The following is a 24648-nucleotide window of genomic DNA, read 5'->3' on the forward strand; positions in this document are numbered from 1 at the left end:
GGGTGATAGCCGCGCGCGGCGGCGCTGACAATGCGCGAGACGGATGCTATCGGGTCCTCAAAACCGACGACGGGGTGGGCGATGCTGTTCCATGTCTGCAGCTACACGGGCGCGTCCGGCAACGGCGAGGGCATCACCCTGGCCCGGCTGGACCCGGAATCGGGCCGGCTGGAAGCGCTGGGCAGCGTCCCCGGCCCCAGCCCCTCCTGGCTGGCCTTCGCCCCGGACGGGCGGCACGCCTATGCCGTCAACGAGATCGACGACTTCGAGGGCACGGCCCAGGGCGCCTGCACCGCCTACCGGGTCGACCGCGACAGCGGCGCCCTGGCGGCACTGAACACCGTCGGCTCCTGCGGCACTATTCCGGCGCATTGCAGCGTCCATCCCGGCGGCCGGCACCTGCTGGTGGCGAATTACGGCGACGGCCGGCTGGCGGTGCTGCCGATCGCGGCGGACGGATCGCTGGGCACCGCCAGCGACGTGCAGGCGCCTGAAGGCCCGGTCGGCGCCGGCCGGGCCGAGGCCGGCCCGCCCGGCAGCTTCGCCGTCAGCGGCCATGACGGCCCGCACGCCCATATCATCGAGACCGCGGGCCGCTTCGTGCTGAGCACCGATCTCGGCCAGGACCGGGTCTATGTCTGGACCCTCGACGAGGCCGCCGGCGCGCTGCGCCCGGCCGACCCGCCCTTCTTTCCGACCGCCTCGGCCGGGGCCGGGCCGCGGCACCTGGCTTTCCACCCGAACGGCCGCGTGCTCTACACCACCTATGAGGAGGCGTCGCAGCTGGCCGTACACGACTGGGACCCGGCGACCGGCCGCGCCTCGCTGCTGCAGCAGGTCGGCTCGCTGCCGCCGGGCTTCGCCGGTTCCAGCTTCGCCTCGGCGCTGGCGGTCAGCCGCGACGGCCGCTTCCTCTATTCCGGCAACCGGCTGCACAACAGCATCGCCATCTTCGCCGTCGAGCCCGCCGGCACGCTGCGCTGGCTAGACGCGGAATGGACCCGCGGCGACTACCCGAACCATGTGGCGCTGGACCCGACCGGGCAGTTCCTGTTCGCCTGCAACCGGCGCAGCGACAACGTCACCCTGTTCCGGGTCGACCCGGAGTCCGGCCGCCTGGCCTTCACCGGCCGCTACCTGCCGATCGGCAGCCCGAACATGGTGGCGTTCCTGCCGGGGTGAGGGCTGGCGATCCGTGGAAGATCGTCATTGCGAGCGCAGCGAAGCAATCCACGGGCCGGTGCGAGCTGCCCTGGATTGCTTCGTCGGCTCGCCTCCTCGCAATGACCGAGCGCGAGACCTACCCCCGATACACCGGCGCCCCATAGGGCGAGCCGGTGCCGCCGCCGTCGACGAAGAGCTCGGCCGACTGCACGTTGCTGGACTCGTCCGAGGCCAGGAACAGCACCGCCTTGGCCACCTCCTCCGGCTTGCCCATGCGACCCAGCGGGATGCCGCGGCTGAGCTGCTGGTCGAGCGCCGCGCGGGCCTCCGGCGTCGGCGCCATGGCGGCCCAGATGTCGGTGTCGGTGGCGCCGGGCGACACGACGTTCACCCGGATCCGGCGGGGCGACAGCTCCGACGCCAGCACCCGGCTCATCGAGCGCACGCCGCCCTTGGCCGCGGCATAGGCCGACCAGCCGGGCACGCCGTAGACGCTGTGCACCGACCCGTTGAGGATGATCGAGGCGCCGTCCTTCAGATGCGGCAGCGCCGCCTGCACGGTCAGGAACACGCCGGTCAGGTTGGTGCGGAGGATCTGCTCGAACTGCTCCAGCGCGGTCTGGCCCAGCGGCGTGGCGCCGCCGATGCCGGCATTGGCGAACACGATGTCGAGCGGCCCGAAGCGCCGCGCCGCCTCGGCCGCCGCGCGCTCCATCGCCGCAGCGTCGCCGGCGTCGGCCTGCAGCGCCAGCACCGCGTCGCCCAGCTCGCGCGCCGCCGCGTCCAGCGTCTCGCGGTTGCGGCCGGTGATCGCCACCTTCGCGCCCTCGGCCACGAACAGCCGGGCCGTCGCCAGGCCAATGCCGGCGTTCCCGCCGGTGATCAGCGCGACCTTGTCCTGCAATCTCATCTCGGTCTCCTGCGCCCCGATCGGGCGGCGATTGCGATGGGCTGCCGGTTCCTCCGGCGGCCTGTGGATGACGATCTCAGCTTTTAAATGATGATCATCATCTGATCCGCAGATGGGTACCCTGGCGGCACTTGTCAATCGCGGGCGGAGAGGCGCCATGACCGATGCGGAGATCTTCGCCCTGGGCTGCCTCGGCGGCGCGCTGCCGGACGTGCTGCGGCTGATCAAGGGCCGGCACGACGGCGCGCCGGAGTTCCTGCGCGACTGGTTCTTCTGGCTGATGTTCGCCGGCCTGGTCGGGCTCGGCGGCCTGGCTGCGCTGCTCGGCCAGGCCGACGAGGCGAAGGAGGCGGTGGCCTTCGGTTTCACCGCGCCGGAGGTCGTCTCCCGCGCCTTCGGCGGCAGCCGGGCCGAGCTGCTGTCACGCCCGGTCGGCCCCGGGTTGCTGAAGCGTCTGCGCTGGTGGTGGGCGATCTGAGGCCTGCGCCCGGCCCTGCAGCACCGCACCGGCCAGCTCGGCGCGGGAGCGGATGCCGAGCTTCTCGTAGATTGCCTGGATCTGGTTGCGGATGGTGGCGGGCGCCGATCCCAGCGCCTGCGCCGCCTGCTTGTGCGTCGCCCCGGCGGCGAGCAGCAGCGCCACCTCGCGCTCGCGCCGGGTCAGGCGGTCGAGATCGGCGATCGCGTTCAGCTTCAGCTGCATCAGCCCGCCCGCGTCGTCGCGCTCGCAGTGGACGACGATGCCCTCGCTCTTCAGCGTGACGGTCCCGGGACGCTGCAGCAGCCCGCGCGGCGGGCCCGGCAGCCGCTCCCCCGCCCAGCCCGGCCGGACGGATTTCAGCAGCCCCTCCGAGGCCTCGAGCCCGAGATGGGCGAAGCCGGAGGGGTCGACCGGCAGGGCGGCCCGGTCGGCGGCGGCCTCCCGCCGCTGCGACGCCTGCACGGCCAGGAAGATGTGGTCGACCGCGCCCTGCAGGAAGTGCAGGTCGTCGTCGTCCCACTCGGCGGCGTCGCCGCGATAGATCGAGGCGAAGAAGACCGTGGTCCGGTTCGGCCGGCTGTGCATCGCGCTGGCCCATTTCCGGATCCGGTAGCGCTCCGCCAGCTCGATCATCCCGTCGGTCTGCACCGGCTGGCCGCGGTCGTAGGTCCTGACCCCGCCGGGGGTCTCGCGCAGGCTGCGGGCCACGAGGTCCTGGTTCTCGATCGTCGCCCAGAAGCGGGCGAAGTCGCCGGGCAGGTCCAGGGTGGAGGAGGCCTGCACGATGGTCCGGCCCGGCTCGAACCGCGCCCAGCCGTACCAGGCGCAGTCGAAGCCGAGGATCGCGCGCAGCCGGTCGAAGCCCCAGGCCGGGAGGCTGCCGTCGCCCTCGCGGCCGATCCTGTGCAGGTCGGTCACGAACTGGGAGAACTGGGGCAGCTTCGAGGTCACGCGCGCCATCCCGGGCTGTCTCCCGGAACGCTAGCGTCGCCGCGACGGCCCGGCAAGCGGCCGGGAACGCCCTCGGACGGCGCCCGCCATAGTGCATCTGCACCATTCTGGACCGCAGCCCGGCGGCTAGAGTCGATCGACATCCAACAGGGAGGAGCCGAGGAATGGCGACGGGATGGCTGTGGCACGAGCGGTTCGGCTGGCACGACACGGGAACTGCCGGCGGCTTCCTGAAGGGCGAGTTCATCCAGCCGCTGCAGCACCTGGAATCGCCCGAATCCAAGGCCCGCTTCGCCTCGCTGGTCGAGGTCTCCGGCATCGCCAGGGCGCTGAAGCGCATCGACTGCGTCGCCGCGACCGAGGAGGACCTGCTGCGCATCCACACCCGCGACCATCTTGAGGCGATGAAGGCGCTGAGCCGCGACATCCGCGGCGGCGACATGGGCGACGGCGTCTCGCCCTTCGGCTTCGGCGGCTTCGAGCTGGCCTGCCTGGCGGCCGGCGGCACGATCAGCGCGCTGCGCGCCGTCGTCGGCGGCGAGGTGCGGAACGCCTATGCCCTGGTGCGGCCGCCCGGCCACCATGCCCGGCCGGAGCGGGGCATGGGCTTCTGCATGTTCGCCAATGTGGCGGTGGCGATCGCCCATGCCCGGGCGACGCTCGGCATCGGCCGGGTCGCCGTGGTCGACTGGGACGTCCACCATGGCAACGGCACCGAGGCCTGCTTCGAGACCGATCCGGAGGTGCTGACCATCTCGCTGCACCAGGACGGCAACTTCCCGCCCGACACCGGCAAGGTCACCGATCGCGGCAGGGGCGCCGGCGACGGGTCGGCGATCAACATCCCGCTGCCGGCGGGATCCGGCGAGGGCGCCTATCTGCACGCCTTCGACCGGGTGGTGCTGCCCGCCATCGAGCGGTTCCGCCCGGATCTGATCATGGTCGCCAGCGGCTTCGATTCCAGCAACGCCGACCCGCTGGGGCGGATGCTGCTGGTCTCGACTTCCTACGCCGCCATGACCCGCCGGCTGATGGACCTGGCCGACGCGGTCTGCGGCGGCCGGCTGGTGATCAGCCACGAGGGCGGCTATTCGCCCTTCTACGTGCCGTTCTGCGGCCTGGCGGTGGTGGAGACGCTGAGCGGCGTCGCCACCGGCGTGACCGACCCCTATCTGGCGGCCTGGGCCGGACTGCCGGGGCAGGAGCTGCAGGATCATCAGAAGGCCCTGGTGTCGCGAGTGGCGGAGAGCTTCGGCCTCTAGCATCCCGACCAAACAGGGCCGGAATCTCAAGAACAACCAAACAGGGGGCTTTGATGAACGGACAGAGAGCCGGCAGGCCGCGGGGCACACTGCTGATCTGGATCAACCTGATCGTGGTGCTGTTTCCGCCGATCCATCTGGCCTTCGCGGCCGGCAACCTGGCGATGGCGCTGGGCTTCTTCCTGGGCAGCAGCCTGCTGCTGACCGGCACGGTGATCATCCTGAACCGCGCCAACCACGAGGCCGGGGAGGAATAGGCGATGGACTTCCTCATCGGCTACGGCACCCTGGCCGTCTTCTTCATCGGCGTGATCCTGGTGCTCGAGCGCACCCGGCGGGCCGCCGGCGGCGACTTCACCGACTACGCGGTCGCCGGGCGGTCCTTCGGGTCCTGGTTCCAGGCCATGGCCTTCCTCAACACCTGGCTGCCCGGCACCATCTTCATCGCCTTCGCCGGGCTCGCCGCCTCGGCCGGGGTGATCGGCTACTACGTCGTCTCCTACTCGCTTCTCGCCGTGCTGTTCATGCTGTTCATGGCGCAGAAGGTGTTCGACTGGGGCCGGGCCTTCAACCTGCGCACCCAGGCCGATTTCGTCGGCATGCGCTACAACTCCAAGGCCGTGCGCATCGTCGCGGCGCTGATCGGGGTGGTGGCCAGCTTTCCCTGGCTGATCCTGGGCTTCCAGTCGCTGGGGCTGGTGTTCTCGTACCTCTCCTTCGGCGCGGTCTCGCCGACGCTGGCGGTGTTCGCCGGCATCGCCGTGCTCGGCATCCGGCAGATCTGGACCGTCCGGCTGGGCATGCGCGGCATCGTCATCTCCGACATGGTGCAGGGCGTCTTCGCCTATGGAGTCGGCGGGCTCGTCGCCCTCGGCCTGATCGTCTGGCTGATGTCGCAGGGCCTGGGCTTCGCCGCCCTGCCGCCGGACTTCGCCGCTTTGCCCGGTCCCGGCAGCGGCCTCGGCCCGCTGTACTATCTCTCGATCGTCGCCACCGGGGCGCTGGGATCCTGGTGCTGGCCCGACATCTTCGTCCGGCTGTTCACGGCCAGGAGCGCCCAGGCCGTGCGCAACTCCGCGGTCAAGGCGGCGCCGATCCTGCTGCTGTTCCTGGCCATCCTCCTGACCATGGCGATGCTGGCCCACCAGCTGCCCGAGGTCGCCGCCGCCCCCGACAATGTCTGGTTCCTGACCGCGGCGCATGGCGGGCCCTTCGTCCTGGCCCTGGCCGGGACAGCGGTTTTCGCGGCCACGGCCGGCAACGTCAACGCGCTTACCGCGGCGATCGGCACCCACACCGCGCAGGACGTGATCCATATCGGCGGCGCCGACGAGGCGACGACCACCCGGACCGCCCGGGCGGCGATCGTGGCCGCGACCGTGCTGGCCGTGATCGGCGCCATCCTGACGGTCAACGTGACGGTCGGGCTGCTGACGCTGGCCCTGGCCTCCTACCAGGGCATCGTCCAGCTGGCCCCGGCGCTGTATCTCGGCATCTTCTGGCGCCGGGGCAACGCCGCGGCCGCCCTGGCCGGGATGCTGACCGGCTTCGCCGTCGCCGTGGTGCTGCAGCTGCTGTACCCGGTGTCGATCCCCGAGCTGGGCGGCCTGACCTCCGGCGTCGTCGGCCTCGCCGTCAACACCCTGGTCTATGTCGGCCTGTCCTACGCCCTGCCGCAGGACGCGGCGGAGCGCGCCCGCATCGACCGGCTGTTCCGCGACCTCGGCCAGGCCGGGACGGACGGCGCGCCGGTGCCGGCGGGCGGCCTCGCCCCGGCGCGCGATTAGGGCCTGCGGCGGGCGGGCGTCAGCCCGCCCGCTCCGCCTCCGCCGGCGTCCGGGTGGTCAGCGACAAAGCGTGCACCCGGTCCTTCAGCTCGGCCGCCAGCAGGTCGTAGACCAGGCGTTGCCGCTCGACCCGAGACTTGCCGGCGAAGGCGTCGGACACGATCAGCACCCGGAAATGGCTCTCGCCGCGGCCGTCATGGCCGGCGTGGCCGGCATGGCGGTGGCTGTCGTCGATGATCTCGAGCTGGGCGGGGCCCAGCGCCTCCTCGATCTTGCGGCGCATGCGGTCGGCGATCTGCATCGGTCCTGTCCTCCATCTGCCCCGGTGATAGCAGAGGCGGCGTCGCGGCGGGAGGCCGCAGCCCTATATTCCCGTATGACGCAAGGCCCGATGCTGCGACACGAGGGCAGGGCAGATTTCCGCCGCCTCGGCTTGTCAGGCGAATGAGCCCTCCCCATACTCGCAGCATGGCCACCGCAAACCGCAGAGAGTACCGGGCATTCGAGGAGCCGGCGCCGGCGACGCGCCGCTGCGACCACCCGGGCTGCGCCTGCGCCGGGGAGTTCCGGGCGCCGAAATCGCGGCAGCGGCTGAACGACTACTGGTGGTTCTGCCTGGAGCATGTGCGGGAGTACAACCGCAGCTGGAACTATTACCAGGGCATGAGCCCGGATCAGATCGAGCGCGAGGCCCGGCGCGACACGGTGTGGGACCGGCCGACTTGGCCGATGGGGTCCTGGCGGGCCGAGCAGCGGCTGCGCGCCCGGATCTACGAAAGCTTCGCCAACGGCGCGGGCGACAACCCGTTCCATGCCGGCCGCGAGGCGCAGGAGGAGGCGAAGCAAGGCCGCCCCCTGACCGAGCAGGAGAGCGCGATGAAGACGCTCGAGCTCGCTCCTCCCTTCGACCTGAAAACCCTCAAGGCCCGCTACAAGGCCCTTGTCAAACTGCATCACCCGGACGCCAATGGCGGTAGCCGCGACGCCGAGGAGAAGTTCAAGACCATCAACCACGCCTACAGCGTGCTGAAGGCCGGCTTCGCCTCGTGAACGATACTCTGGAATTTGGACTTCGACTGGATCATGAGCGCTGACACCTCCACGACGCTGCCCGACATCAAGGTGTCCGTGCGGCAGACCTTCGGCATCGACAGCGACCTGCAGGTGCCCGCCTTCTCCTCGGCGACGCCGCATGTGCCGGAGGTCGACAGCGCCTACCGCTTCGACCGCGACACCACCATGGCCATCCTGGCCGGCTTCGCGCACAACCGGCGGGTGATGATCCAGGGCTATCACGGCACCGGCAAGTCGACCCATATCGAGCAGGTGGCGGCGCGCCTGAACTGGCCCTGCATCCGCGTCAACCTGGACAGCCACATCAGCCGCATCGACCTGGTCGGCAAGGACGCCATCGTGCTGCGCGACGGCAAGCAGGTGACCGAGTTCCGCGAGGGCATCCTGCCCTGGGCGCTGCAGAACCCCTGCGCCATCGTGTTCGACGAATACGACGCCGGCCGGCCGGACGTGATGTTCGTGATCCAGCGCGTGCTGGAGGTCGAGGGCAAGCTGACGCTCCTGGACCAGAACCGGGTGATCCGCCCGCACCCGGCCTTCCGCATCTTCGCCACCGCCAACACCGTCGGCCTCGGCGACACCACCGGCCTCTATCACGGCACCCAGCAGATCAACCAGGGCCAGATGGACCGCTGGTCGATCGTCGCCACGCTGAACTACCTGCCGCACGACGCCGAGGTCGAGATCGTCCTGGCCAAGGTGCCGGATTTCGACACCGAGGACGGCCGCGCCAAGGTCAACGCCATGGTCCGCCTGGCCGACCTAACTCGCGCCGGCTTCATCGGCGGCGACATCTCGACCGTCATGTCGCCGCGCACGGTGATCACCTGGGCCGAGAATGCACGCATCTTCGGCGATGTCGGCTTCGCCTTCCGCCTGACCTTCCTGAACAAATGCGACGAGGTCGAGCGCTCGACCGTGGCCGAGTACTACCAGCGCTGCTTCGGCACCGAGCTGCCGGAAAGCGGCGTCCGCGCCCATCTGGCGTAAGACTTTTCCTGTCATGCCTGGGCTTGACCCGGGCATCCAGAAACTGTCGAGACCCTCTGGATTGCCGGGTCAAGCCCGGCAATGACAGACCAAAGAGAGACAGCGGCGAAGGCCGTAGAGACGAAGCAGGCGATGCCCCAGGACGACAGCCCGATCGAGGTGTTCAAGCGCGCCACCACGGCGACGGTGCGGGCCATCGCCGAGCGGCCCGACATCACCGTCGCCTATTCCAGCGAGCCCGCCGGCGTCGCCGGCACCCGGGCGCGGCTGCCGCAGCCCTCGCGCCTCCTGACCTCGGCCGAGGTTGCCAAGGTGCGCGGCGCCGCCGACGCCGTGGCGCTGCGCCTGCGCCACCACAACGCCAAGCTGCACGCCGCCCGCATGCCGCAGGGCGAGGCCGCCCGCGCCGCCTTCGAGGCGCTGGAGCAGGCGCGCTGCGAGGCCATCGGCGCCACCCAGATGGCCGGCGTCGCCGGCAACCTGGCGGCGGCGCTGGACGACCGCTTCAAGCGCCAGGGGCTGGACCGCGTCACCGAGCGCGAGCAGGTGCCGCTGGCCGAGGCGGTGCGCCTGGCCGCGCGCGAGGCGATGACCGGCGAGAAGCCGCCGCCCAACGCCCGTCACGCCGCCGACCTCTGGCGGTCCTGGCTGGAGAGCCGCATCGGCCGCTCGCTGCACGAGCTGGCCGACGCCATGGACGACCAGGAGGCCTATGCCCGCTGCGCCAAGCACCTGCTGGCCGAGCTCGACGTCGATGTCGGCCAGGAGGACGAGACGCAGGAGGACGAGGACGGCGAGGACGACGACAAGGCCGAGGGCGAGCAGCCGGAGGAGCAGGGCCGCGAGGGCGAGCAGGTCAGCGCCGAGGCCGACGACAGCGACAGCGACCCGGAAAGCGGCGACGAGACCGACGCCGAGGGCGCCCAGCAGGAGGAGGCATCGGACGATGCCGACGAGTTCTCGACCGAGGACACCGAGGCACCGGGCCAGCCCTGGCGCGACGACCAGACCGGCGCGCTGGATCCGAACGGGCTGAACTACAAGGCCTTCACCACCCAGTTCGACGAGATGGTGGCGGCCGAGGATCTGTGCGACGCCGACGAGCTGTCGCGGCTGCGGCTGATGCTGGACCAGCAGTTGCAGCACCTGCAGGGCGTGATCGCCAAGCTGGCCAACCGGCTGCAGCGCAAGCTGATGGCCAAGCAGACCCGGTCCTGGGATTTCGACCTGGAGGAGGGCATCCTCGACGCCGCCCGCCTCGCCCGCGTGGTGATCAACCCGCTGACGCCGCTGTCCTTCAAGCAGGAGCAGGACACCGATTTCCGCGACACGGTGGTGACCCTGCTGATCGACAATTCCGGGTCGATGCGCGGCCGGCCGATCACCATCGCCGCGATCGCCGCCGACATCCTGGCGCGGACGCTGGAGCGCTGCGGCGTGAAGGTCGAGATCCTCGGCTTCACCACCCGCGCCTGGAAGGGCGGCATGGCGCGCGAGCGCTGGATCCAGCAGAGCAAGCCGCAGAATCCCGGCCGGCTGAACGATCTGCGCCACATCATCTACAAGGCCGCCGACGCGCCGTGGCGCCGGGCCCGCAAGAATCTGGGCCTGATGCTGCGCGAGGGCGTGCTGAAGGAGAACATAGACGGCGAGGCGCTGCTGTGGGCCCACAACCGCATCGTCGGCCGGCCGGAGCAGCGGCGCATCCTGATGGTGATCTCCGACGGCGCCCCGGTCGACGACTCGACCCTGTCGGTCAACCCCGGCAACTATCTCGAGCGGCACCTGAAGCAGGTGATCGAGTATGTCGAGCGCTGGTCGCCGGTGGAGCTGGTGGCGATCGGCATCGGCCATGACGTCACCCGCTATTACCGCCGCGCCGTGACTATCGTCGATGCCGAGCAGTTGGGCGGGACCATGATCGACAAGCTGGCCGAGCTGTTCGACGAGGAGCCGAAGAAAGCGGTATCGCTGCGCCGGGCGGGCTGAGATCGCAGCCCGACGTCTTTCATCCAGCTGCGCCGCATCGCCCCGCCTTCGCCGCCGTGGCTCCATATCGCTGCCATAATAAAAGTGCGTTAATGGTGCCGTGAAAAACACGGTATGATCCTTCCGAGCGAGGAAGACATTCGCGGCATGGCCGCGATGTCGCCCTCGTGGCATCGGCGTTGTTGAGGACTCGGACGGTTCGACTATCGGCGTATTTTCCTGTTCTAGGATATTTTGGAGCGCAGGAATGCCGGCATACCATGATCGACTTGCGGGCGGCACGCAGGCAGCAGTGGGTTTCGATCCGGCGTGCCACAGGACGGGATCGCTCGCGTGACCGCGGGCGCCCAGGTGATCCTCCGGACCGTGCAGCGGATCTACGACGCCGCGATGGAGCCGCAGGAATGGCCGCATTGCCTGGACGCGGTGCGCGATCTTGTCGGCGGCTCGCACGCCGTGTTCACCACCACGACGCCGGACGGCGTCCAGCTCGCCACCTGCTCCCGGATGGATGTGCGGCAGCATGCCGACCGCTGCGACCGGATCCTGCACAGCGACTTCTGGGTCGAGCAGATGCAGCGGTTTCCGGCCGGCACCGCCCGCACCCAGTCGTCCATGGTGCCGGTCCGGGACTATGAGCGCACGGATTTCTACCAGCAGCTGATCCGGCCGATCGGCGGCGGCCTGGCGGCGGTGGCCGTGCCGTGGCGCGGCCCGTCCAACTGGTCGGCGGTCCGTGTCTGCCGGCCGCTGCACGAACGCGATTTCGGCCCCGAGGAGCTGAGCCGGCTGCAGGCCCTGGTGCCGCACCTGGCCAAGGCCGGCAAGCTGAACCGGCGCCTGACCAGCGTCGATCCACGCGCGACCGGCGCCCTGGCGGCGATCGACGCGCTGGGCCTGGGCCTGATCCTGCTGGACCGGCACGGCCGGCCGGTCTATCGCAACGAGCGGGCCGAGGCGGTGGTCGCGGCACGCGACGGCCTGCTCGCCGATGCCTACGGCATCGCCACCACCCTGCCGGCGCAGACCCGGGCGCTGCACCAGGCGATCGCCGCGGCGATGCTGCTGGCCGGCGGCCCGGACACGGCCGATGCCGCGCTGGACCGCGCCGCCGCCGCGATGCTGCGCATCCCGGTGTCGCGGCGGCCGCCGAACGGGCCGCTGATCCTGACCGTGGTGCCGGCGCCCACGGGCCGCACCGCCCCGGGCGAGCCGGGGGCGGTGGCGGTGTTGATTTCCGACCCCGACCGCCGCAGCCGCATCGACACGGCCGGCCTGGCCACCGCCTATGGCCTCACCCGGCGCGAATCCCATCTGGCGGCACTGATCGCCGACGGCTTCGGCCCGGCCGAGGCGGCCGAGACCCTGGGCATCTCCATCGGCACCGCCCGCCATTATCTGAAACAGGTGTTCGAGAAGACCGAGACGCACCGGCAGGCCGAGCTGGTGCGCCTGCTGCTGCACAGCTTCGTCGCCCCCGACTCCGGCGCCCTGGTCGGGCGTTGAGCGGGCCGGCTTGACCGGCCGGACGGGATCGGGCCTGCTGCGTCTCCTCGATTCAGGAGATGCCCGATGCCAGAACCGGTGCTGGAGACCGCCCGGCTGATCCTGCGCCCGCCGCGGCGGGAGGATCTCGACGCCTGGGCCGAATGGGTCTCCGATGCCGAGGCCATGCGCTTCCTCGGCGGCGTTGCCTCCCGCCCCCTCGCCTGGCGCTTCCTCGTCACCATGGCCGGGGCGTGGGCGATCCAGGGCTTCGGCAATTTCTCGGTCATCGAGAAGGCGACCGGGCGCTGGATCGGCCGGCTCGGGCCCTGGCAGCCGGAAGGCTGGCCGGGCACCGAGGTGGGCTGGGGCCTGTGCCGCGCCGCCTGGGGCAAGGGCTACGCCATCGAGGGCGCCACGGCGGCGATCGACTGGGCTTTCGACCATCTCGGCTGGACCGAGGTCATCCACTGCATCGCGCCGGAGAACGAGCCGTCCAAGGCAGTGGCACGCCGGCTGGGCTCGCGCTTCCGCGGCCACAGCCGGCTGCCGGCGCCGATCGAGGCCGAGGTCGAGATCTGGGGCCAGACGCGCGAGGAATGGCGCAGCCGGCCATGACAGTCGCGATCCGCCCCGGCCAGCCGGGGGACCACCCGGCCCTGCTCGACATCTGGCTGCGCGCCGTGCGCGCCACCCATGATTTCCTGACCGAGGCCGAGATCCAGGCCATGCTGCCGCTGCTGCGCGACCAGTATCTGGCAGCGGTCGAGCTGTGGGTGGCGGCCGTGCCGGACGGCGCGGCCGAAGGCTTCATGGGGCTGGACGGCGCCAAGGTGGAGATGCTGTTCGTGGACCCCGACCGGCACGGCCGCGGCATCGGCCGGGCGCTGCTGTCCCATGCCGCGGCGCTGAAGGGCATGCTGACCCTCGACGTCAACGAGCAGAATCCCGGCGCTCTCGCCTTCTATCGGAAATGCGGCTTCCGCGCGACCGGCCGGTCGCCGCTGGACGGCCAGGGCCAGCCCTTCCCGCTGATCCACATGACCTTGACGCCGCGCTAAGGCGGCGCGACGGTCTTGCTCAGGCGCCGAATGGTCGGCGCGAAGCCGGCCGCCTCGTAGCAGGCGAACGCCCCGGCATTGAACTCCCAGACGCCGAGCTCGAGGGCGCCGATGCCGCGGCCGCGTGCCCAGCTTTCGGCATGGCGGAGCAGCAGCCCGGCGATGCCGCGCCGCCGGTGCGTCGGCATCACCACCAGATTGTCGATCTCGACGATGCGGCGCTCCGGCCGGACCGGATTGGCCGGGATCGTCCTCTCGACCAGCGTGGCGAGGCCGGCCAGGGCGCTGCCGTCCTCGGCGACGAGGATGGTGCTGCCGGGCCCCGCGATCAGCCCGGCAAGCAGCTCGGGGCTGCGCGAGGGCCCTTGCGGCTCGATGAAGACATCGGGCCGGACCTCGCGATGGAACCGATCGAGCTCGGCGAACAGGTCGCAGAGGGCGGGATGCTCGTCCGCCCGGGCCGGGCGGATGATGGGCATGTCGGGGCTCCTGGTGGCGCCGCAGGCCCCGGAGACCCCACATGGAAATGCCGCCGGAACCGACGGCATGGGTGGGTATGAAGCATCGTCCCCGCCGCCTCAGAAGGGCGGGGCACCGTATCGCGGAGCGGGACGAGGACGACGGATCATGCCGGCAGGCTATCGGCCGGCCGGACCGCGGTCAACCGTGCGCCATCCGGCCAGCGCTTCGGCGATGATCCCCGCGGCCTCGCCCGCGGTCAGGGTGGAGTTGTCGAGGACGATGTCGGAGAAGGCCGGGCCGGCATAGCCTTCCGCGTACATCTCGACGATCCGCTCGCGCTCCTCCTTCGACAGCGGCCGGCCGCCGCGATCGGCCAGGGCGACGGCCATCGGCGGCGCCAGCCTGGCGACGAACAGCCGCGCCCCACGCCGGCCGGCGGCAGCGGCGAGGCGGGCGGGGTCCTCCGCCCCCCGCGGGGAAGCGGTCACCCGGGCGCCGGCGGCTGCCGCGATCAGCGCCTCGATCCGCTCCAGGGCCGTGGCGATGATGGTGTCGAGGCCGGCGTCCTCCGGCGCGCCATGGTCGTCGCCCTCGACGAAGGCGGCGCCGGGCAGCAGGCCGGCAAGGCGCCGTCCGACCGTCGACTTGCCGGAGTTGATCGGCCCGTTGATGCAGATGATGTCCATGGTCCGTCCTGTCGCGAAGCGTTGTCTTAGCCCCGCGAAGGACCGTTGTCAGGCGAACAGCTTCTCCAGCTCGTCCAGGCAGCCCGCCCAGCCGCCGCGGACGCTGTCGGCATATTCCTGGCTCGGAGCCCTGCTGTGATGGACGATGACCTCGGTGCGGCCGGGCGCGACCTCGCGGAACTCCACCGTCACCTCGGTCTCGGCGCCGCGGAATGCGGCGAAGGGCCCGTCATAGACCCAGCTCTTGACGATCCGCCGGCCGGGCACGAGCTCGCGATAGACGCCGGTGGTGCTGTGGCGCTCACCACTGCCGCCGATGACGTCGATGCGGTAACGGCCGCCGACCCGCGGGTCGGTCTCGGCCAGGGCGCAGGTGAAGGGCGGTGGCGCCAGCCAGCGCCGCAGCTTCGCCGGGTCGACCCAGGCGTCGTAGGCCTGGAGCGGCGTGGCGTTGATGACGCGGCTCTGGGTGACCGTCTCGACCGGGGCCATGCCTCACTCCTTCTCCGGAACAGGGCCACGAGTGCAGCTTCATTCTCAACCACATGGTTGAGGATAGGGAGCACCGGCAAGACCGTCAACCATTCGGTTTACTGATGTGCGCCTTGAGAATGCCCCCGAGATCCGCTACCGCGAGGGCAGCGCCACGGGGATGCGGATGATCGGGGTTTTCGATTCGGGACATGGCGGGCTGACGGTGCTGCAGGCGCTGACCCGGCACCTGCCGCGGCAGCGCTTCCTCTATCTCGGCGACCACGGCCACGCCCCCTACGGCAACCGCGAGCCGGAGGAGATCTACCGCCTGACCGTGGCGGCGGTGGAGCGGCTGTTCGGCCTGGGCTGCCGGCTGGTGGTCCTGGCCTGCAACACCGCCGCGGCCACCGGGCTGCGCCGGCTGCAGCAGACCTGGCTGCCGCACCATCACCCGGATCGGCGGGTGATCGGCGTGCTGGTGCCGATGGTGGAGGCGATCACCGGCGTGCCGTGGATGGCCGACATCCGCACCGGCCGGTACCGCGGCGAGCCGCGCACCGTCGCCATCTTCGCCACCCGGCACACGGTCAGGACCGGCGCCTTCGTCGAGGAGATCGGCAAGCGGGCACCGGAGATCACGGTGATCCAGCAGGCCTGCCCGGTGCTGGTGACGCTGATCGAGCAGGCGGCGCCGGAGGCGGTACTGCGCCGCGCCGTGCGGCGCTATGCGGCGCTGCTGATGCGGCAGCTGAAGGGCGTGCCGCCGGATGCGGTGATCCTGGGCTGCACCCATTACCCGCTGGTCGCGGACCTCTTCGCCGAGGCGCTGCCACCGGGGGTGGAGGTGCTGTCCCAGCCCGACATCACGGCCCGCAGCCTGAAGGCCTATCTGCAGCGCCATCCGGAGTTCGACACGGCGGACGGGCCGGAGGCATCACCGCTGTTCTTCACCACCGGGGATGCGGGGCAGGTCTCCGCCCTCGCCACCCGCTTCTATGGCCGCCCGGCGGTGTTCCGGCCGGTCGGGGCGGAGGCGATGGCCGAGGTGCGGTAGGCCTATTCGAAGAACTCGATCCCGGCTTCCCACGGGTCGTCCCGCATCGACTGCAGGCGCGTCCGCCAGTCGCCGTCATGGATCTCGAGCTTGTGGCCGTCCGGATCGAGGAAATAGACCGACGCTCCCTCGCTCTTGTTGAGGCGCCAGATCGGAGCGCCGTGATCCGCCAGCCGCTTCGAGCAGGCGTCGAAGTCGGCGACACTGAAGGCCATGTGCGTGTAATCGGGATGGGGCGACGAGCGCGCCTTCTCATCGGCGCTGAGGCAGAACCAGAGATCCCCGGCCAGCAGATAGGCGCCGCGGCTCCACCTCGCCAGGGGCTTCAGCCCCAGCACATCGACATAGAAGCGGAAGGACCTCTCGACGTCGCCGACGGCGAGGGTGATGTGATTGATGCCGGTGACCATGGCGCATCGCCTCATCGGACATAGGCTGGTTCGAGCCCGGGCTCCGGCCAATCCATGGCTGCCAGGCGCCCCGTCCCGGACAGGGTGATGTAGGCGGTCCTGCGGTCCGGCCCGCCGAAGCAGATGTTGGTGACGATCGGGTCGTCCGGCAGCATGACCTGGTCCAGCACGGTGCCGTCCGGAGCGATCACGGTGATGCAGCCGGTGATCAGCGTGGCGACGCAGATGTTGCCCCGGGCATCGACCGCCAGGCTGTCGAAGCGCTGGTAGCCCGGCAGGCCGCAGACCAGCCGGCCGCCATGCGGCGACGGGAACGGGTGCCTCTTCGCCCGCCCCGGCCCCTCCAGGTCGAAGGCCCAGAGCCGGCCGGTCTCAGTTTCCGAGACGTAGACGACCGACTCGTCCGGCGACAGGCCGACGCCGTTCGGCGTCTCCATCGGATAGGCGACCTCGACGATGCCGGAGCCGTCGGCACGGCCGTAATACAGCCCGCCATAGTCCCGCTCGCGCTCGCGGTGCTTGCCGAAATCGGTGAAGTAGAAGCCGCCGGAGCGGTCGAAGACGATGTCGTTCGGGCCGCGCAGCGGATGATCGCCGCAGCGGTCGTAGAGGGTGCGAACCTCGCCGGTGGCCAAGTCGAGGCGCTCGATCCGGCCGCTGGTGTAGTGCGGATGGACGCCGCGTCGCATGCGGTTGAAGCCGCCGTCGAGATGGAACAGGAAGCCGCCGTTGTTGCAGACATAGAGCGCACCGTCCGGCCCGACCGCCAGGCCGTTCGGCCCGCCGCCGAGCTGCGCCACCACCTCGACCGAGCCGTCGGGCCGGACCCGGCTGACGGTCTCGCGCTGGATCTCGACCAGCAGCACGGAGCCGTCGGCCTCCGCCACCGGCCCCTCTGGGAACTGGAGACCGCCGGCGAGGATGCGGATGTCGGGCATGGTTCCTCCGTCGGATCGGCCCGGCCCGGGCGCGGATTCGTGATCGGCTTCCGCACGATACCGCTGTTGCCGATCCCGTCCAGGCCGATCCGGCCGGCGGTCAGCCGATCGTCCGAGGCGTCAGGATGTCCTCGAGCCCGATCCGCCGCAGCAGCTCCGCCCGCACCCGGTCGGCGACGCCGTTGACGATCTCGGCGCCGTCCTGCGACGGGTCGATATGCACGCGGAACGGGCGCTTGCCGAAGGGCGTGTCGACCACCCGGACGATGGCGTCCGCCACCGCCTGCGGGTCGGCATCCGCCGGCTCCAGCGCCGCCAGTCCCTTGAAGGCGACCTCGCCGAAATCCGCGGTCGGACCCTTCGCGTACTCCTCCGCCCGCGCCGCGTCGGCCGGCGTGCCGGAATGGGCGAAGTGGTTGGTGCCCTTGGTGAAGGCGCCGGGGACGATGATCGCGGTCTCGATGCCCCAGCGCGCCAGCTCGCCGGCATAGCTGACCGCCAGCGCGTCCATCCCGGCCTTGGCGGCGAAATACGGCGCCAGATAGGGCGGCGTGCCGCCGCGGGTGCTGCTGGAGGATACCCAGACCAGCAGCCCCCGGCCCTGCTTGCGCAGCTGCGGCAGGGCGGCGCGGTTGACCCGCTGCGTGCTCAGCACGTTGATGTCGTAGAGCTGGGCCAGCTGCTCCGGCGTGAAGGCCTCGGCCGGGCCGTAGACCATGTGGCCGGCATTGTGGACGACGACGTCGAGCCGGCCGTTGTCGGCGATGATCCTGGCGATCGCCGCGTCGACCGAAGGCTGCGACGCGACGTCGAGCTCGACCGTGCGCAGGTCGACGCCGTGCTGCCTGGCATAGGCCTGGACCTCGGCCACCTGCGGCGCGTTGCGGCCGGCGGTGTCGCGCATGCTGGCATAGACGGTGTGGCCGGCGTGGGCCAGGGCACGGGCGGCCATCAGGCCGAAGCCGCTCGACGCGCCGGTGACGACGATGACGAAACTCATGGCTTGTTCTCCTCGAGAGGCAGCCTGTCAGACCAGGCCGCCATTGGCGCGCAGCACCTGGCCATTGACCCAGCCGCCCTCCGGGCCGGCGAGGAAGGACACGACGTTGGCGATGTCCTGCGGCGTGCCCAGCCGCTCCAGCGGCGCGGCCTTGGCCAGGCGCTCGATCAGCTCCGGCGACTTGCCGTTGAAGAACAGGTCGGTCCCGGTCGGGCCCGGGGCCACGGCGTTGACGGTGATGCCGCGGCCGCGCAGCTCCTTCGCCAGGATCCCGGTGAGGGCCTCGACCGCGGCCTTGGTCGCCGTGTAGACGCCGTAGCCCTCCAGCTTGGTGCCGACCACGCTGGTCGAGAAATTGACGATCCGGCCGCCGTCGCGCAGCCGCTTCGCGGCCTCGCGCAGCACGTTGAAGGTGCCCTTCAGGTTGATCGCCACCGTCCGGTCGAACAGCCCGTCCTCGGTGTCGGCGATCCGCGCCAGCTGCATGACGCCGGCATTGTTCACCACCACGTCGACGCCGCCGAAGGCTGTCTCGGCCGCCTCGAACATGCGGCGCACCGCGACGGGATCGGCGACATCGGCCCGGGCGGTCAGGGCCCGGCCGCCCGCCTGCTCGATGCCGCGGGCCAGCGTCTCGGCGGCCTCTGCATTGCCGGCGTAGTTGACGACGACGGTGAAGCCGTCCCGGCCGAGCCGCTCGGCGATCGCGGCGCCGATGCCGCGCGAGGCGCCTGTCACGATCGCGACCTTGAGGTTCTGTTCGCTCATCTTGTCCTCCGAACCCGACATCGTGTCGGTGAGGGGAAGATGGAGCTTACCGCTTTCCGGATAATCTGCTTTGATTTGGCATCATAATTCAAAAACTGGGAACAATTAATATGGACCGGCTGGATGCGATGCGGCTGTTCCTGCGGGTGGTGGAGCGGCGCAGCTTCTCGCTCGCCGCGCAGGATCTCGGCCTGCCCCGTTCCACCGCCACCGAAGGGGTCAAGCAGCTGGAGGCACGGCTGGGCGTGCGCCTCTTGCAGCGGACCACCCGGCAGGTCCGGCCGACGCTGGACGGCGAGGCCTATTACCGGCGCTGCCTGTCGATCCTGGCGGACATCGAGGAGGCCGAGGCCGCCTTCACCGGAGCCAGGCCCAGGGGGCTGCTGCGGGTGAACGTGCACGGCATCCTGGCCCGGTCCTTCATGATGCCCGGCCTGCCGCGGTTCCTGGAGGAATACCCCGAGATCCAGCTGCATTTCGGTGAGGGCGACCGTTTCGTCGACCTGGTCCGCGAGGGCGTGGACTGCGTCCTGCGGGTTGGCCAGCCCGCCGACAGCGCGCTGATCGGGCGTCGGATCGCTGTGCTGCAGGAGGGCACCTTCGCCAGCCCGGCCTATCTTGAGCGCTTCGGCACGCCCCGCACGCCGGACGAGCTCGAGGGCCACCGGATGGTCGGCTTCCTGTCCTCCGCCACCGGCGCGCTGTTGCCGCTGGAGTTCACGGTCGGCGGCGCCCGGCGCGACGTGACTCTGCCGGTGACGGTGTCGGCGGCGGGGGCCGAGATCTACTTCGCCTCGGGCCGGCTGGGGCTGGGGCTGATCCAGCTGCCGCGCTACCGCCTGGCCGAGGATTTGGCGGCCGGCACCATGGTCGAGATTCTGGCCGACATGCCGCCCGCCCCCTCGCCGGTCTATGTGCTGTACCCGCACAGCCGGCAGCTGTCGCCGCGGGTGCGGGTGTTCATCGACTGGCTGGCGGCGGAGTTCGCCGCCCGCCTGCCGTCGGCGGAGGGTGGTTAGAGGCGGCTTACGCCGCCCCTAGCCGTCGATGGGAGGCGGCTTACGCCGCCTCCTGGCCGTCGATCAGCCCCATCGCCTGGTGCTCGAACAGCTCGCGGTAATGCCCGCCCTCGCGCTTCACCAGCTCGGCATGGGTGCCCTGCTCGACGATCCGGCCGCGGTCGAACACCAGGATCCGGTCGACCTTCTGCACGGTCGACAGCCGGTGCGCGACGATGATCGTGGTGCGTCCGACGATCAGCTTCTCCACCGCCGCCTGGATCAGCGATTCCGACACGCTGTCCAGGCTGGACGTCGCCTCGTCCAGGATCAGGACCGGGGCGTCGGCCAGGATGGCGCGGGCCAGGGCCACGCGCTGGCGCTCGCCGCCCGACAGCTTCACCCCACGCTCACCGACCAGCGTGTCGTAGCCCTGCGGCAGGCGCGAGATGAAGTCGTGGGCATAGGCCTGCTTCGCCGCGTCGACGATCTGCTCCATCGTCGCGTCGGGCCGGCCATAGGCGATGTTCTCCGCCAGCGAGCGGTGGAACAGCACCGGTTCCTGCGGCACCAGGGCGATCTGGCGGCGCAGGCTTTCCTGCGTCACCCCGGCGATGTCCTGGCCATCGATGCGGATGGCGCCGCCGTTCAGGTCGTAGAGGCGCTGCACCAGCTTGACGAAGGTGCTCTTGCCGCTGCCGGAATGGCCCACCAGGCCGATCCGCTCGCCCGGGGCGATGGTCAGGGTGAAGCCGTCATAGATCGGCTCCTTCTGCCCATGGTAGCGGAAAGTGACGGCGTCGAAGTCGATGCGGCCGGCCTCGACCTTGATCGCCGGCGCCGCCGGCCGGTCCTCGACCCCGAGCGGCTGGTCCATGAAGTCGACCAGCTCCTCCATGTCGTTGACCGCGCGCTGCAGGTTGCGGACATGCATGCCGACGCCGCGCAGATAGCCGTGGATCAGCGCATAGGTGCCGAGGACATAGGTGATGTCGCCCGGCGTCGCCAGGCCGCGACCCCACAGCCACAGGCCGATGCCCAGCACCATGCCGTTCAGCCCGACCATCATCAGGTTCTGGGTGGTGCCGGAGTTGGTGCCGCGATGCCAGGTGCGGATGGTACGTTGGCGCCACGTCTCGACCGTGCGGGCGATGAAGGCGTCCTCGCGCCGCTCGGCGCCGAAGGTCTTCACCACGGCGTTGCAGCCGATCGAATCCGCCAGGTTGCCGCCCAGCTTCGAATCCATCTCGTTGGCCAGCCGCGCCGCCGGGGCGACGTAGCGCAGCACCAGCACCAGGCTGACCAGCAGGAACAGGGCGACGCCCACCGCCACCGCAGCCCCCATCATCGGCCAGCGCGCCGCCAGCAGGGCGGTGGCGCCGAGCAGCACCAGGATCGATGGCAGCAGTTCGACCAGGATCACGTCGTTCAGCAGGTCCATCGCCCAGGTGCCGCGATTGATCTTGCGGACCGTGGCGCCGGCGAAGCTGTTGGCGTGCCAGTCGGTGGAGAAGCGCTGGACGCGCCAGAACGCCTCCTGCGTCATCGCCTGCATGATCCGGGTGGTCAGCCGGATGATGGCGCGGAACACCGTGTCGCGCAGCGCCACATAGACGATGCCGAGCGCGACGATGGTCAGCAGCGCCTGCAGCGCCGCGTCATAGCCGCCGGGGCCGGAGGCGATGGCGTCGACCATGCGGCCGGCGAACACCGGCAGCACGACGTCGATCGCGGTGGAGGCCAGCACGCCGCCGATCGCCGCCGTGATCGGCAGCGGATGGCGGCGCCAATGGCCGAAGCTGAAGCGCAGCACGCGCAGCAGAGGATTCTGGTTGGTGGTCTGGTCTAGCGCCACGGTCGTTCCGACACCGCCGAAGCGGCATCCTCCCGGCTGAACGGTTCAGGCGAGTCGGCGGAGGCAAGGGCCCGGCGCCGACGGCGATCTGAGGGTTTCGGGATGGGACGCCCGGGCGTTGAAGGCTCTTGGGCGTCCTCGGCGAGGGTCCGGAGGCCCCCGGGGCCAGACCGGCCGGGAGCGCGGAGGCGGACCTACCTAATGGCGCAGGTCCGGGGAGCTGACGATGCGTGGCGATGTCACTGCAACTCCCCTCTGCCGTTTCGTGGACGCCGTTCAACCCGCCGCGACCAGCGGGACGTTCTTGATACCAGCGACAGAATGTTTCGGCAAGGCCGCTATGGGAAGACTGTCGGGCCGGCACCGGCCCGAGACGAAAAAGGGCCGCTCGCGCGGCCCTTTCCGGATGGATCGGCAAAAGAGAAAACTGGTCCTTACGGCTTCTTCGGCTTGACGGCCGGAGCTGCCGTCTTGTCGGCGGGCGCCGCCGCGGTCTGGGTCTTCGCCCCGACCTCGTTGTAGCGGGTGTGCAGCATCTCGTAGGACTTGTTCAGATAGTCGTCCAGCTGCTGCGGGTTGTACTTGACCACCTCGGCGAACTGGTCCTTGCGCGCCAGGCAGTAGGCGGCCTGAGTCATCCGCTGCATGCGCTGGGACTCGTCATTCGCCATCTTCGTGCGGTAGGTGTCGAACAGGCGTGCGCCGTTGCCCTTGTTGTACTTGGCCAGCAGCTTGCCGAGCTTGTCCTGGGTGTCCAGGATCCGGTCGTCGTTGTTGACCACCCACTGGCTGAAGGTCCGGAAGATGATCGGATCGTTGAACTCTTCCTTGCAACTCAGCCCGGTGACCATCATCTCGGTCTGCAGCTTGACCAGCAGGTCGTAGCGCACCTCGGTCGGCGTCAGCTGCGCCTTCGCCGGCAGGTTCACCGGCTGGTAGTTGCCGACGTCGGGGAACAGCCCCCCCGTCTGCGGCTTCGGTGGTGCCTCCTGGCAGGCCACCAGCGCCATGGCGGCCAACGCGGCCGCGGCAAAACCCTTCATCATCCTCATCGGTACCCCCGCAGATCCATCGCCCGCACTCTAGCGCAGAAGCCGGGCCGACAGAATCCGAAATGCGACCCGGCTCACATGGTGCTTCAAGGCAGACCCTTATCCCATTGTGATGCATCAGTAAAGCAGGATCAGTCCTGACTCAGCTCCAGGGCTTCGACGCCAAGATCGGTCAGCTGCCAGGACGGATCGGCGGCGTCGGGATCGAGGCAGGCGATCAGCTTCGCCCGGCCGGTCTCGCGCAGGGTGGCGCGGACCCGCCAGAGCGGCAGGCCGGCAGCCTCGGCCAGCCGCGCCGCGGTGTGCGGGACGGCGAGCAGGGTGAGGCTGCGCTTCGCCACCTCGGTCAGCGTGCCGTCGGGGTTGATGCAGGCCACGGTCCAGGCACGCCCCGGATCAGCCCTTGACCTCGGTCTTGCAGTACCACCAGTCGGTGTATTCGTAACCGCCCTCGGCCCGGGCCTCGGCGTCCTCGATCGTGCGCGGCGCCGGCACGATCACCTTGTCGCCGGGGCGCCAGTCGGCCGGGGTCGCGACCTTGTGCTTGTCGGTGGTCTGCAGCGCGTCGATCAGGCGCAGGATCTCGTCGATGTTCCGCCCCGTCGTCAGCGGATAGTAGATCATCGCCCGAACCACCCCGGCGGGGTCGATGACGAAGACGCAGCGGCTGGTCTCGGTGCCCGACTGCTCCGGCATGATCATGCCGTAGAGCGTCGCCACCTTGCGGTCGCCGTCGGCGATCACCGGGAACGGGATCTTTGTGCCGAACAGCTCCTCGATCCGCTTGGTCCAGGCGAGATGGGCGTAGATGCTATCGATCGACAGGCCCAGCAGCTCGACCCCGCGCTCCTTCAGCGCCGGGGCGATCCGGGCGAAGGCGACGAATTCAGTGGTGCAGACCGGGGTGAAGTCGGCCGGGTGCGAGAAGAACACGACCCAGCTGCCACGGAAATCCTCGAGCGCCAGGCGCCCGTGCGTGGTCTCGGCTTCGAAGGGCGGGGCCACCTGCCCGAGGCGGGGCAGGCTGGGCTGGGGAGAGGTCTCGGTCATGGCGGGCTCACTGATGACGGCTGCGGCGTCGGCAGAGGATAATCCAGCTGCCGCGAGGGGCCAACCGGCTGGCCCGGGCGGCGGGACGCGGTATAAGCTCGCGCCCGGGCCTGCCGGGCCGGCGGGCCAGCCGGAGGATCGAGATGAGACGAGGCCCCTGCATCGCCGCGGCGCTGCTTCTCACGCTCAGCGGCCCGGCCGCGGCCGAGATCGACGTGCTGCGCCGGGCGCCGGAGCTGATCCGCGCGGTTGACGCCAACGATGTCGACCAGGTCCGCACCCTGCTGCTGAGCGGGGCGCCGCCGAACGCGACCGACGCGGACGGCCGCACCGCGCTGGTGATCGCCGCCCGCGACGGCCGCGCGGGCCTGGTGCGCGAGCTGCTGCGCTTCGGCGCCCAGCCGGACCAGCCCGATTCACTGGGCAACACGCCGCTGTTCTGGGCGGCGGACATCGGCGATGCCGGCGTCGTCCGGGCTCTCCTGGACGGCAAGGCCAACCCCAACCGCGCCAACCGCCAGGGCATCACCCCGCTGATGGCCGCGGCCCGCGACGGCAACCTGCCGGCGGTGGAGGCGCTGCTGGCGGGCGGCGCCAACCCCCAGCAGCGCGACTTCACCGGCCGCTCGGCCCTGGGCTGGGCGGAGACCAGCCGGTCCCGCTCGGTCGCGGCGCGGCTGCGCAAGGCGGGCGTATCGGACTGAGCCTGTGAAGCGCAGACGGGGCGCGGGTTGCGGTCCGCGCCCC

28 protein-coding genes are annotated in these 24648 nt (G+C 70.5%); 14 read left to right on the forward strand and 14 right to left on the reverse strand.

All coding sequences use genetic code 11. The features are described 5' to 3' along the window. The first annotated feature begins 81 nt into the window (after window positions 1–81). Window positions 82–1182: a lactonase family protein gene (locus LG391_RS21910; RefSeq protein WP_225770166.1), complete on the forward strand. Its 1101-nt coding sequence runs from the start codon at window positions 82–84 to the stop codon at window positions 1180–1182. A 118-nt stretch (window positions 1183–1300) separates the two neighbouring features. Here the strand turns inward: LG391_RS21910 and LG391_RS21915 are convergent, their stop codons facing one another. Then, window positions 1301–2074: an SDR family NAD(P)-dependent oxidoreductase gene (locus LG391_RS21915; protein WP_225770167.1), complete on the reverse strand. Its 774-nt coding sequence runs from the start codon at window positions 2072–2074 to the stop codon at window positions 1301–1303. A 157-nt stretch (window positions 2075–2231) separates the two neighbouring features. Between LG391_RS21915 and LG391_RS21920 the strand changes: the two genes are divergently transcribed. Next, a complete protein-coding gene (locus LG391_RS21920) occupies window positions 2232–2552 on the forward strand; it encodes a hypothetical protein (protein ID WP_225770168.1) in 321 nt (106 codons plus the stop codon). Here LG391_RS21920 and LG391_RS21925 read toward each other — a convergent pair. Further along, the gene (locus LG391_RS21925; RefSeq protein WP_225770169.1) at window positions 2496–3515 is read right to left on the reverse strand and encodes a helix-turn-helix transcriptional regulator; all 1020 of its coding nucleotides are present in this window, start codon (window positions 3513–3515) and stop codon (window positions 2496–2498) included. The two genes, LG391_RS21920 and LG391_RS21925, sit on opposite strands and share 57 nt — an antisense overlap. A gap of 155 nt (window positions 3516–3670) precedes the next feature. Between LG391_RS21925 and LG391_RS21930 the strand changes: the two genes are divergently transcribed. Genes LG391_RS21930 through LG391_RS21940 form a run of 3 tightly spaced genes read left to right on the forward strand, consistent with a single transcriptional unit; the run spans window position 3671 to window position 6555 of the window. Next, window positions 3671–4768: a class II histone deacetylase gene (locus LG391_RS21930; protein ID WP_225770170.1), complete on the forward strand. Its 1098-nt coding sequence runs from the start codon at window positions 3671–3673 to the stop codon at window positions 4766–4768. 53 nt (window positions 4769–4821) lie between these two features. Continuing rightward, window positions 4822–5025, forward strand: a complete 204-nt coding sequence (locus LG391_RS21935) for a hypothetical protein (protein WP_225770171.1) — start codon at window positions 4822–4824, stop codon at window positions 5023–5025. Between the two features lie 3 nt (window positions 5026–5028). Continuing rightward, entirely contained in the window at window positions 5029–6555 is a 1527-nt protein-coding gene (locus tag LG391_RS21940; protein ID WP_225770172.1) for a sodium:solute symporter family protein, read from the forward strand. Window positions 6556–6574: 19 nt separating this feature from the next. Here the strand turns inward: LG391_RS21940 and LG391_RS21945 are convergent, their stop codons facing one another. Then, the gene (locus LG391_RS21945; RefSeq protein WP_225770173.1) at window positions 6575–6856 is read right to left on the reverse strand and encodes a BolA family transcriptional regulator; all 282 of its coding nucleotides are present in this window, start codon (window positions 6854–6856) and stop codon (window positions 6575–6577) included. A 167-nt stretch (window positions 6857–7023) separates the two neighbouring features. Here LG391_RS21945 and LG391_RS21950 point away from each other — a divergent pair, with 167 nt between their 5' ends. The 6 genes from LG391_RS21950 (at window position 7024) to LG391_RS21975 (ending at window position 13154) form a co-directional block, all read left to right on the forward strand. Further along, window positions 7024–7605, forward strand: coding sequence for a J domain-containing protein (locus LG391_RS21950; protein ID WP_225770174.1), 582 nt, complete (start codon window positions 7024–7026; stop codon window positions 7603–7605). A 33-nt stretch (window positions 7606–7638) separates the two neighbouring features. After that, the gene (cobS, locus tag LG391_RS21955) at window positions 7639–8619 is read left to right on the forward strand and encodes a cobaltochelatase subunit CobS (RefSeq protein ID WP_225770175.1); all 981 of its coding nucleotides are present in this window, start codon (window positions 7639–7641) and stop codon (window positions 8617–8619) included. Window positions 8620–8751: 132 nt separating this feature from the next. Further along, complete coding sequence (gene cobT / locus LG391_RS21960) at window positions 8752–10608, forward strand: cobaltochelatase subunit CobT (RefSeq protein WP_225770176.1); 1857 nt, start codon at window positions 8752–8754, stop codon at window positions 10606–10608. Window positions 10609–10941: 333 nt separating this feature from the next. After that, on the forward strand, window positions 10942–12114 hold the full coding sequence (locus LG391_RS21965) for a helix-turn-helix transcriptional regulator (RefSeq protein WP_225770177.1): 1173 nt from the start codon (window positions 10942–10944) through the stop codon (window positions 12112–12114). 66 nt (window positions 12115–12180) lie between these two features. Beyond that, the gene (locus LG391_RS21970) at window positions 12181–12711 is read left to right on the forward strand and encodes a GNAT family N-acetyltransferase (protein WP_225770178.1); all 531 of its coding nucleotides are present in this window, start codon (window positions 12181–12183) and stop codon (window positions 12709–12711) included. Continuing rightward, window positions 12708–13154 (forward strand): acetyltransferase, encoded by a 447-nt coding sequence (locus LG391_RS21975; protein ID WP_225770179.1) that lies wholly within the window; start codon window positions 12708–12710, stop codon window positions 13152–13154. Before LG391_RS21970 ends, LG391_RS21975 begins: the two co-directional genes overlap by 4 nt. Here the strand turns inward: LG391_RS21975 and LG391_RS21980 are convergent. From LG391_RS21980 to LG391_RS21990, 3 genes are all read right to left on the reverse strand, one after another. Continuing rightward, window positions 13151–13633, reverse strand: coding sequence for a GNAT family N-acetyltransferase (locus LG391_RS21980; protein WP_225770180.1), 483 nt, complete (start codon window positions 13631–13633; stop codon window positions 13151–13153). The genes LG391_RS21975 and LG391_RS21980 overlap by 4 nt on opposite strands. A gap of 159 nt (window positions 13634–13792) precedes the next feature. Then, entirely contained in the window at window positions 13793–14302 is a 510-nt protein-coding gene (locus LG391_RS21985) for a hypothetical protein (protein ID WP_225770181.1), read from the reverse strand. Between the two features lie 48 nt (window positions 14303–14350). Beyond that, window positions 14351–14794: an SRPBCC domain-containing protein gene (locus LG391_RS21990; protein ID WP_225770182.1), complete on the reverse strand. Its 444-nt coding sequence runs from the start codon at window positions 14792–14794 to the stop codon at window positions 14351–14353. 166 nt (window positions 14795–14960) lie between these two features. On the opposite strand from LG391_RS21990, the gene LG391_RS21995 reads away from it, so the two are divergent. Further along, window positions 14961–15830 carry a glutamate racemase gene (locus LG391_RS21995; RefSeq protein ID WP_225770183.1) on the forward strand — a complete coding sequence of 290 codons (870 nt, stop codon included), beginning with the start codon at window positions 14961–14963 and terminating at the stop codon, window positions 15828–15830. A 2-nt stretch (window positions 15831–15832) separates the two neighbouring features. On the opposite strand, the gene LG391_RS22000 is transcribed toward LG391_RS21995, so the two are convergent. From LG391_RS22000 to LG391_RS22015, 4 genes are all read right to left on the reverse strand, one after another. Next, complete coding sequence (locus LG391_RS22000; protein ID WP_225770184.1) at window positions 15833–16240, reverse strand: fosfomycin resistance glutathione transferase; 408 nt, start codon at window positions 16238–16240, stop codon at window positions 15833–15835. Between the two features lie 11 nt (window positions 16241–16251). Continuing rightward, window positions 16252–17178: an SMP-30/gluconolactonase/LRE family protein gene (locus LG391_RS22005; protein ID WP_225770185.1), complete on the reverse strand. Its 927-nt coding sequence runs from the start codon at window positions 17176–17178 to the stop codon at window positions 16252–16254. Between the two features lie 100 nt (window positions 17179–17278). Next, window positions 17279–18178, reverse strand: a complete 900-nt coding sequence (locus tag LG391_RS22010) for an SDR family oxidoreductase (protein ID WP_225770186.1) — start codon at window positions 18176–18178, stop codon at window positions 17279–17281. A 27-nt stretch (window positions 18179–18205) separates the two neighbouring features. Continuing rightward, window positions 18206–18946 (reverse strand): SDR family oxidoreductase, encoded by a 741-nt coding sequence (locus LG391_RS22015; RefSeq protein WP_225770187.1) that lies wholly within the window; start codon window positions 18944–18946, stop codon window positions 18206–18208. 110 nt (window positions 18947–19056) lie between these two features. Between LG391_RS22015 and LG391_RS22020 the strand changes: the two genes are divergently transcribed. Further along, window positions 19057–19965 (forward strand): LysR family transcriptional regulator, encoded by a 909-nt coding sequence (locus LG391_RS22020; RefSeq protein WP_225770188.1) that lies wholly within the window; start codon window positions 19057–19059, stop codon window positions 19963–19965. 40 nt (window positions 19966–20005) lie between these two features. Here the strand turns inward: LG391_RS22020 and LG391_RS22025 are convergent, their stop codons facing one another. The 4 genes from LG391_RS22025 to LG391_RS22040 form a co-directional block, all read right to left on the reverse strand. Further along, entirely contained in the window at window positions 20006–21799 is a 1794-nt protein-coding gene (locus tag LG391_RS22025; RefSeq protein WP_225770189.1) for an ABC transporter ATP-binding protein, read from the reverse strand. A gap of 434 nt (window positions 21800–22233) precedes the next feature. Continuing rightward, window positions 22234–22851, reverse strand: a complete 618-nt coding sequence (locus LG391_RS22030; RefSeq protein ID WP_225770190.1) for a hypothetical protein — start codon at window positions 22849–22851, stop codon at window positions 22234–22236. 131 nt (window positions 22852–22982) lie between these two features. After that, entirely contained in the window at window positions 22983–23228 is a 246-nt protein-coding gene (locus LG391_RS22035; protein ID WP_225770191.1) for a hypothetical protein, read from the reverse strand. A gap of 19 nt (window positions 23229–23247) precedes the next feature. Continuing rightward, entirely contained in the window at window positions 23248–23901 is a 654-nt protein-coding gene (locus LG391_RS22040; RefSeq protein WP_225770192.1) for a peroxiredoxin, read from the reverse strand. A 143-nt stretch (window positions 23902–24044) separates the two neighbouring features. Here LG391_RS22040 and LG391_RS22045 point away from each other — a divergent pair, with 143 nt between their 5' ends. Beyond that, the gene (locus LG391_RS22045) at window positions 24045–24605 is read left to right on the forward strand and encodes an ankyrin repeat domain-containing protein (RefSeq protein WP_225770193.1); all 561 of its coding nucleotides are present in this window, start codon (window positions 24045–24047) and stop codon (window positions 24603–24605) included. Window positions 24606–24648 lie beyond the last annotated feature (43 nt).

The organism is Inquilinus sp. Marseille-Q2685, assembly GCF_916619195.1.
Lineage (GTDB): Bacteria > Pseudomonadota > Alphaproteobacteria > DSM-16000 > Inquilinaceae > Inquilinus.

Bases quoted from the DNA above. Each gene is read 5' to 3' on its own strand.
- LG391_RS21940 (WP_225770172.1), top strand. From the start codon at position 5,029: ATGGACTTCCTCATCGGCTACGGCACCCTGGCCGTCTTCTTCATCGGC.
- LG391_RS22000 (WP_225770184.1), bottom strand. From the start codon at position 16,240: ATGGTCACCGGCATCAATCACATCACCCTCGCCGTCGGCGACGTCGAG.
- LG391_RS21985 (WP_225770181.1), bottom strand. From the start codon at position 14,302: ATGGACATCATCTGCATCAACGGGCCGATCAACTCCGGCAAGTCGACG.
- LG391_RS21930 (WP_225770170.1), top strand. From the start codon at position 3,671: ATGGCGACGGGATGGCTGTGGCACGAGCGGTTCGGCTGGCACGACACG.
- LG391_RS21945 (WP_225770173.1), bottom strand. From the start codon at position 6,856: ATGCAGATCGCCGACCGCATGCGCCGCAAGATCGAGGAGGCGCTGGGC.
- LG391_RS22030 (WP_225770190.1), bottom strand. From the start codon at position 22,851: ATGAGGATGATGAAGGGTTTTGCCGCGGCCGCGTTGGCCGCCATGGCG.
- LG391_RS22040 (WP_225770192.1), bottom strand. From the start codon at position 23,901: ATGACCGAGACCTCTCCCCAGCCCAGCCTGCCCCGCCTCGGGCAGGTG.
- cobS (WP_225770175.1), top strand. From the start codon at position 7,639: ATGAGCGCTGACACCTCCACGACGCTGCCCGACATCAAGGTGTCCGTG.
- LG391_RS21935 (WP_225770171.1), top strand. From the start codon at position 4,822: ATGAACGGACAGAGAGCCGGCAGGCCGCGGGGCACACTGCTGATCTGG.
- LG391_RS21970 (WP_225770178.1), top strand. From the start codon at position 12,181: ATGCCAGAACCGGTGCTGGAGACCGCCCGGCTGATCCTGCGCCCGCCG.
- LG391_RS21950 (WP_225770174.1), top strand. From the start codon at position 7,024: ATGGCCACCGCAAACCGCAGAGAGTACCGGGCATTCGAGGAGCCGGCG.
- LG391_RS21995 (WP_225770183.1), top strand. From the start codon at position 14,961: ATGATCGGGGTTTTCGATTCGGGACATGGCGGGCTGACGGTGCTGCAG.
- LG391_RS22045 (WP_225770193.1), top strand. From the start codon at position 24,045: ATGAGACGAGGCCCCTGCATCGCCGCGGCGCTGCTTCTCACGCTCAGC.
- LG391_RS21975 (WP_225770179.1), top strand. From the start codon at position 12,708: ATGACAGTCGCGATCCGCCCCGGCCAGCCGGGGGACCACCCGGCCCTG.
- LG391_RS22010 (WP_225770186.1), bottom strand. From the start codon at position 18,178: ATGAGTTTCGTCATCGTCGTCACCGGCGCGTCGAGCGGCTTCGGCCTG.
- LG391_RS21925 (WP_225770169.1), bottom strand. From the start codon at position 3,515: ATGGCGCGCGTGACCTCGAAGCTGCCCCAGTTCTCCCAGTTCGTGACC.
- LG391_RS21980 (WP_225770180.1), bottom strand. From the start codon at position 13,633: ATGCCCATCATCCGCCCGGCCCGGGCGGACGAGCATCCCGCCCTCTGC.
- LG391_RS22015 (WP_225770187.1), bottom strand. From the start codon at position 18,946: ATGAGCGAACAGAACCTCAAGGTCGCGATCGTGACAGGCGCCTCGCGC.
- cobT (WP_225770176.1), top strand. From the start codon at position 8,752: ATGCCCCAGGACGACAGCCCGATCGAGGTGTTCAAGCGCGCCACCACG.
- LG391_RS21910 (WP_225770166.1), top strand. From the start codon at position 82: ATGCTGTTCCATGTCTGCAGCTACACGGGCGCGTCCGGCAACGGCGAG.
- LG391_RS22005 (WP_225770185.1), bottom strand. From the start codon at position 17,178: ATGCCCGACATCCGCATCCTCGCCGGCGGTCTCCAGTTCCCAGAGGGG.
- LG391_RS21990 (WP_225770182.1), bottom strand. From the start codon at position 14,794: ATGGCCCCGGTCGAGACGGTCACCCAGAGCCGCGTCATCAACGCCACG.
- LG391_RS21915 (WP_225770167.1), bottom strand. From the start codon at position 2,074: ATGAGATTGCAGGACAAGGTCGCGCTGATCACCGGCGGGAACGCCGGC.
- LG391_RS22020 (WP_225770188.1), top strand. From the start codon at position 19,057: ATGGACCGGCTGGATGCGATGCGGCTGTTCCTGCGGGTGGTGGAGCGG.
- LG391_RS21920 (WP_225770168.1), top strand. From the start codon at position 2,232: ATGACCGATGCGGAGATCTTCGCCCTGGGCTGCCTCGGCGGCGCGCTG.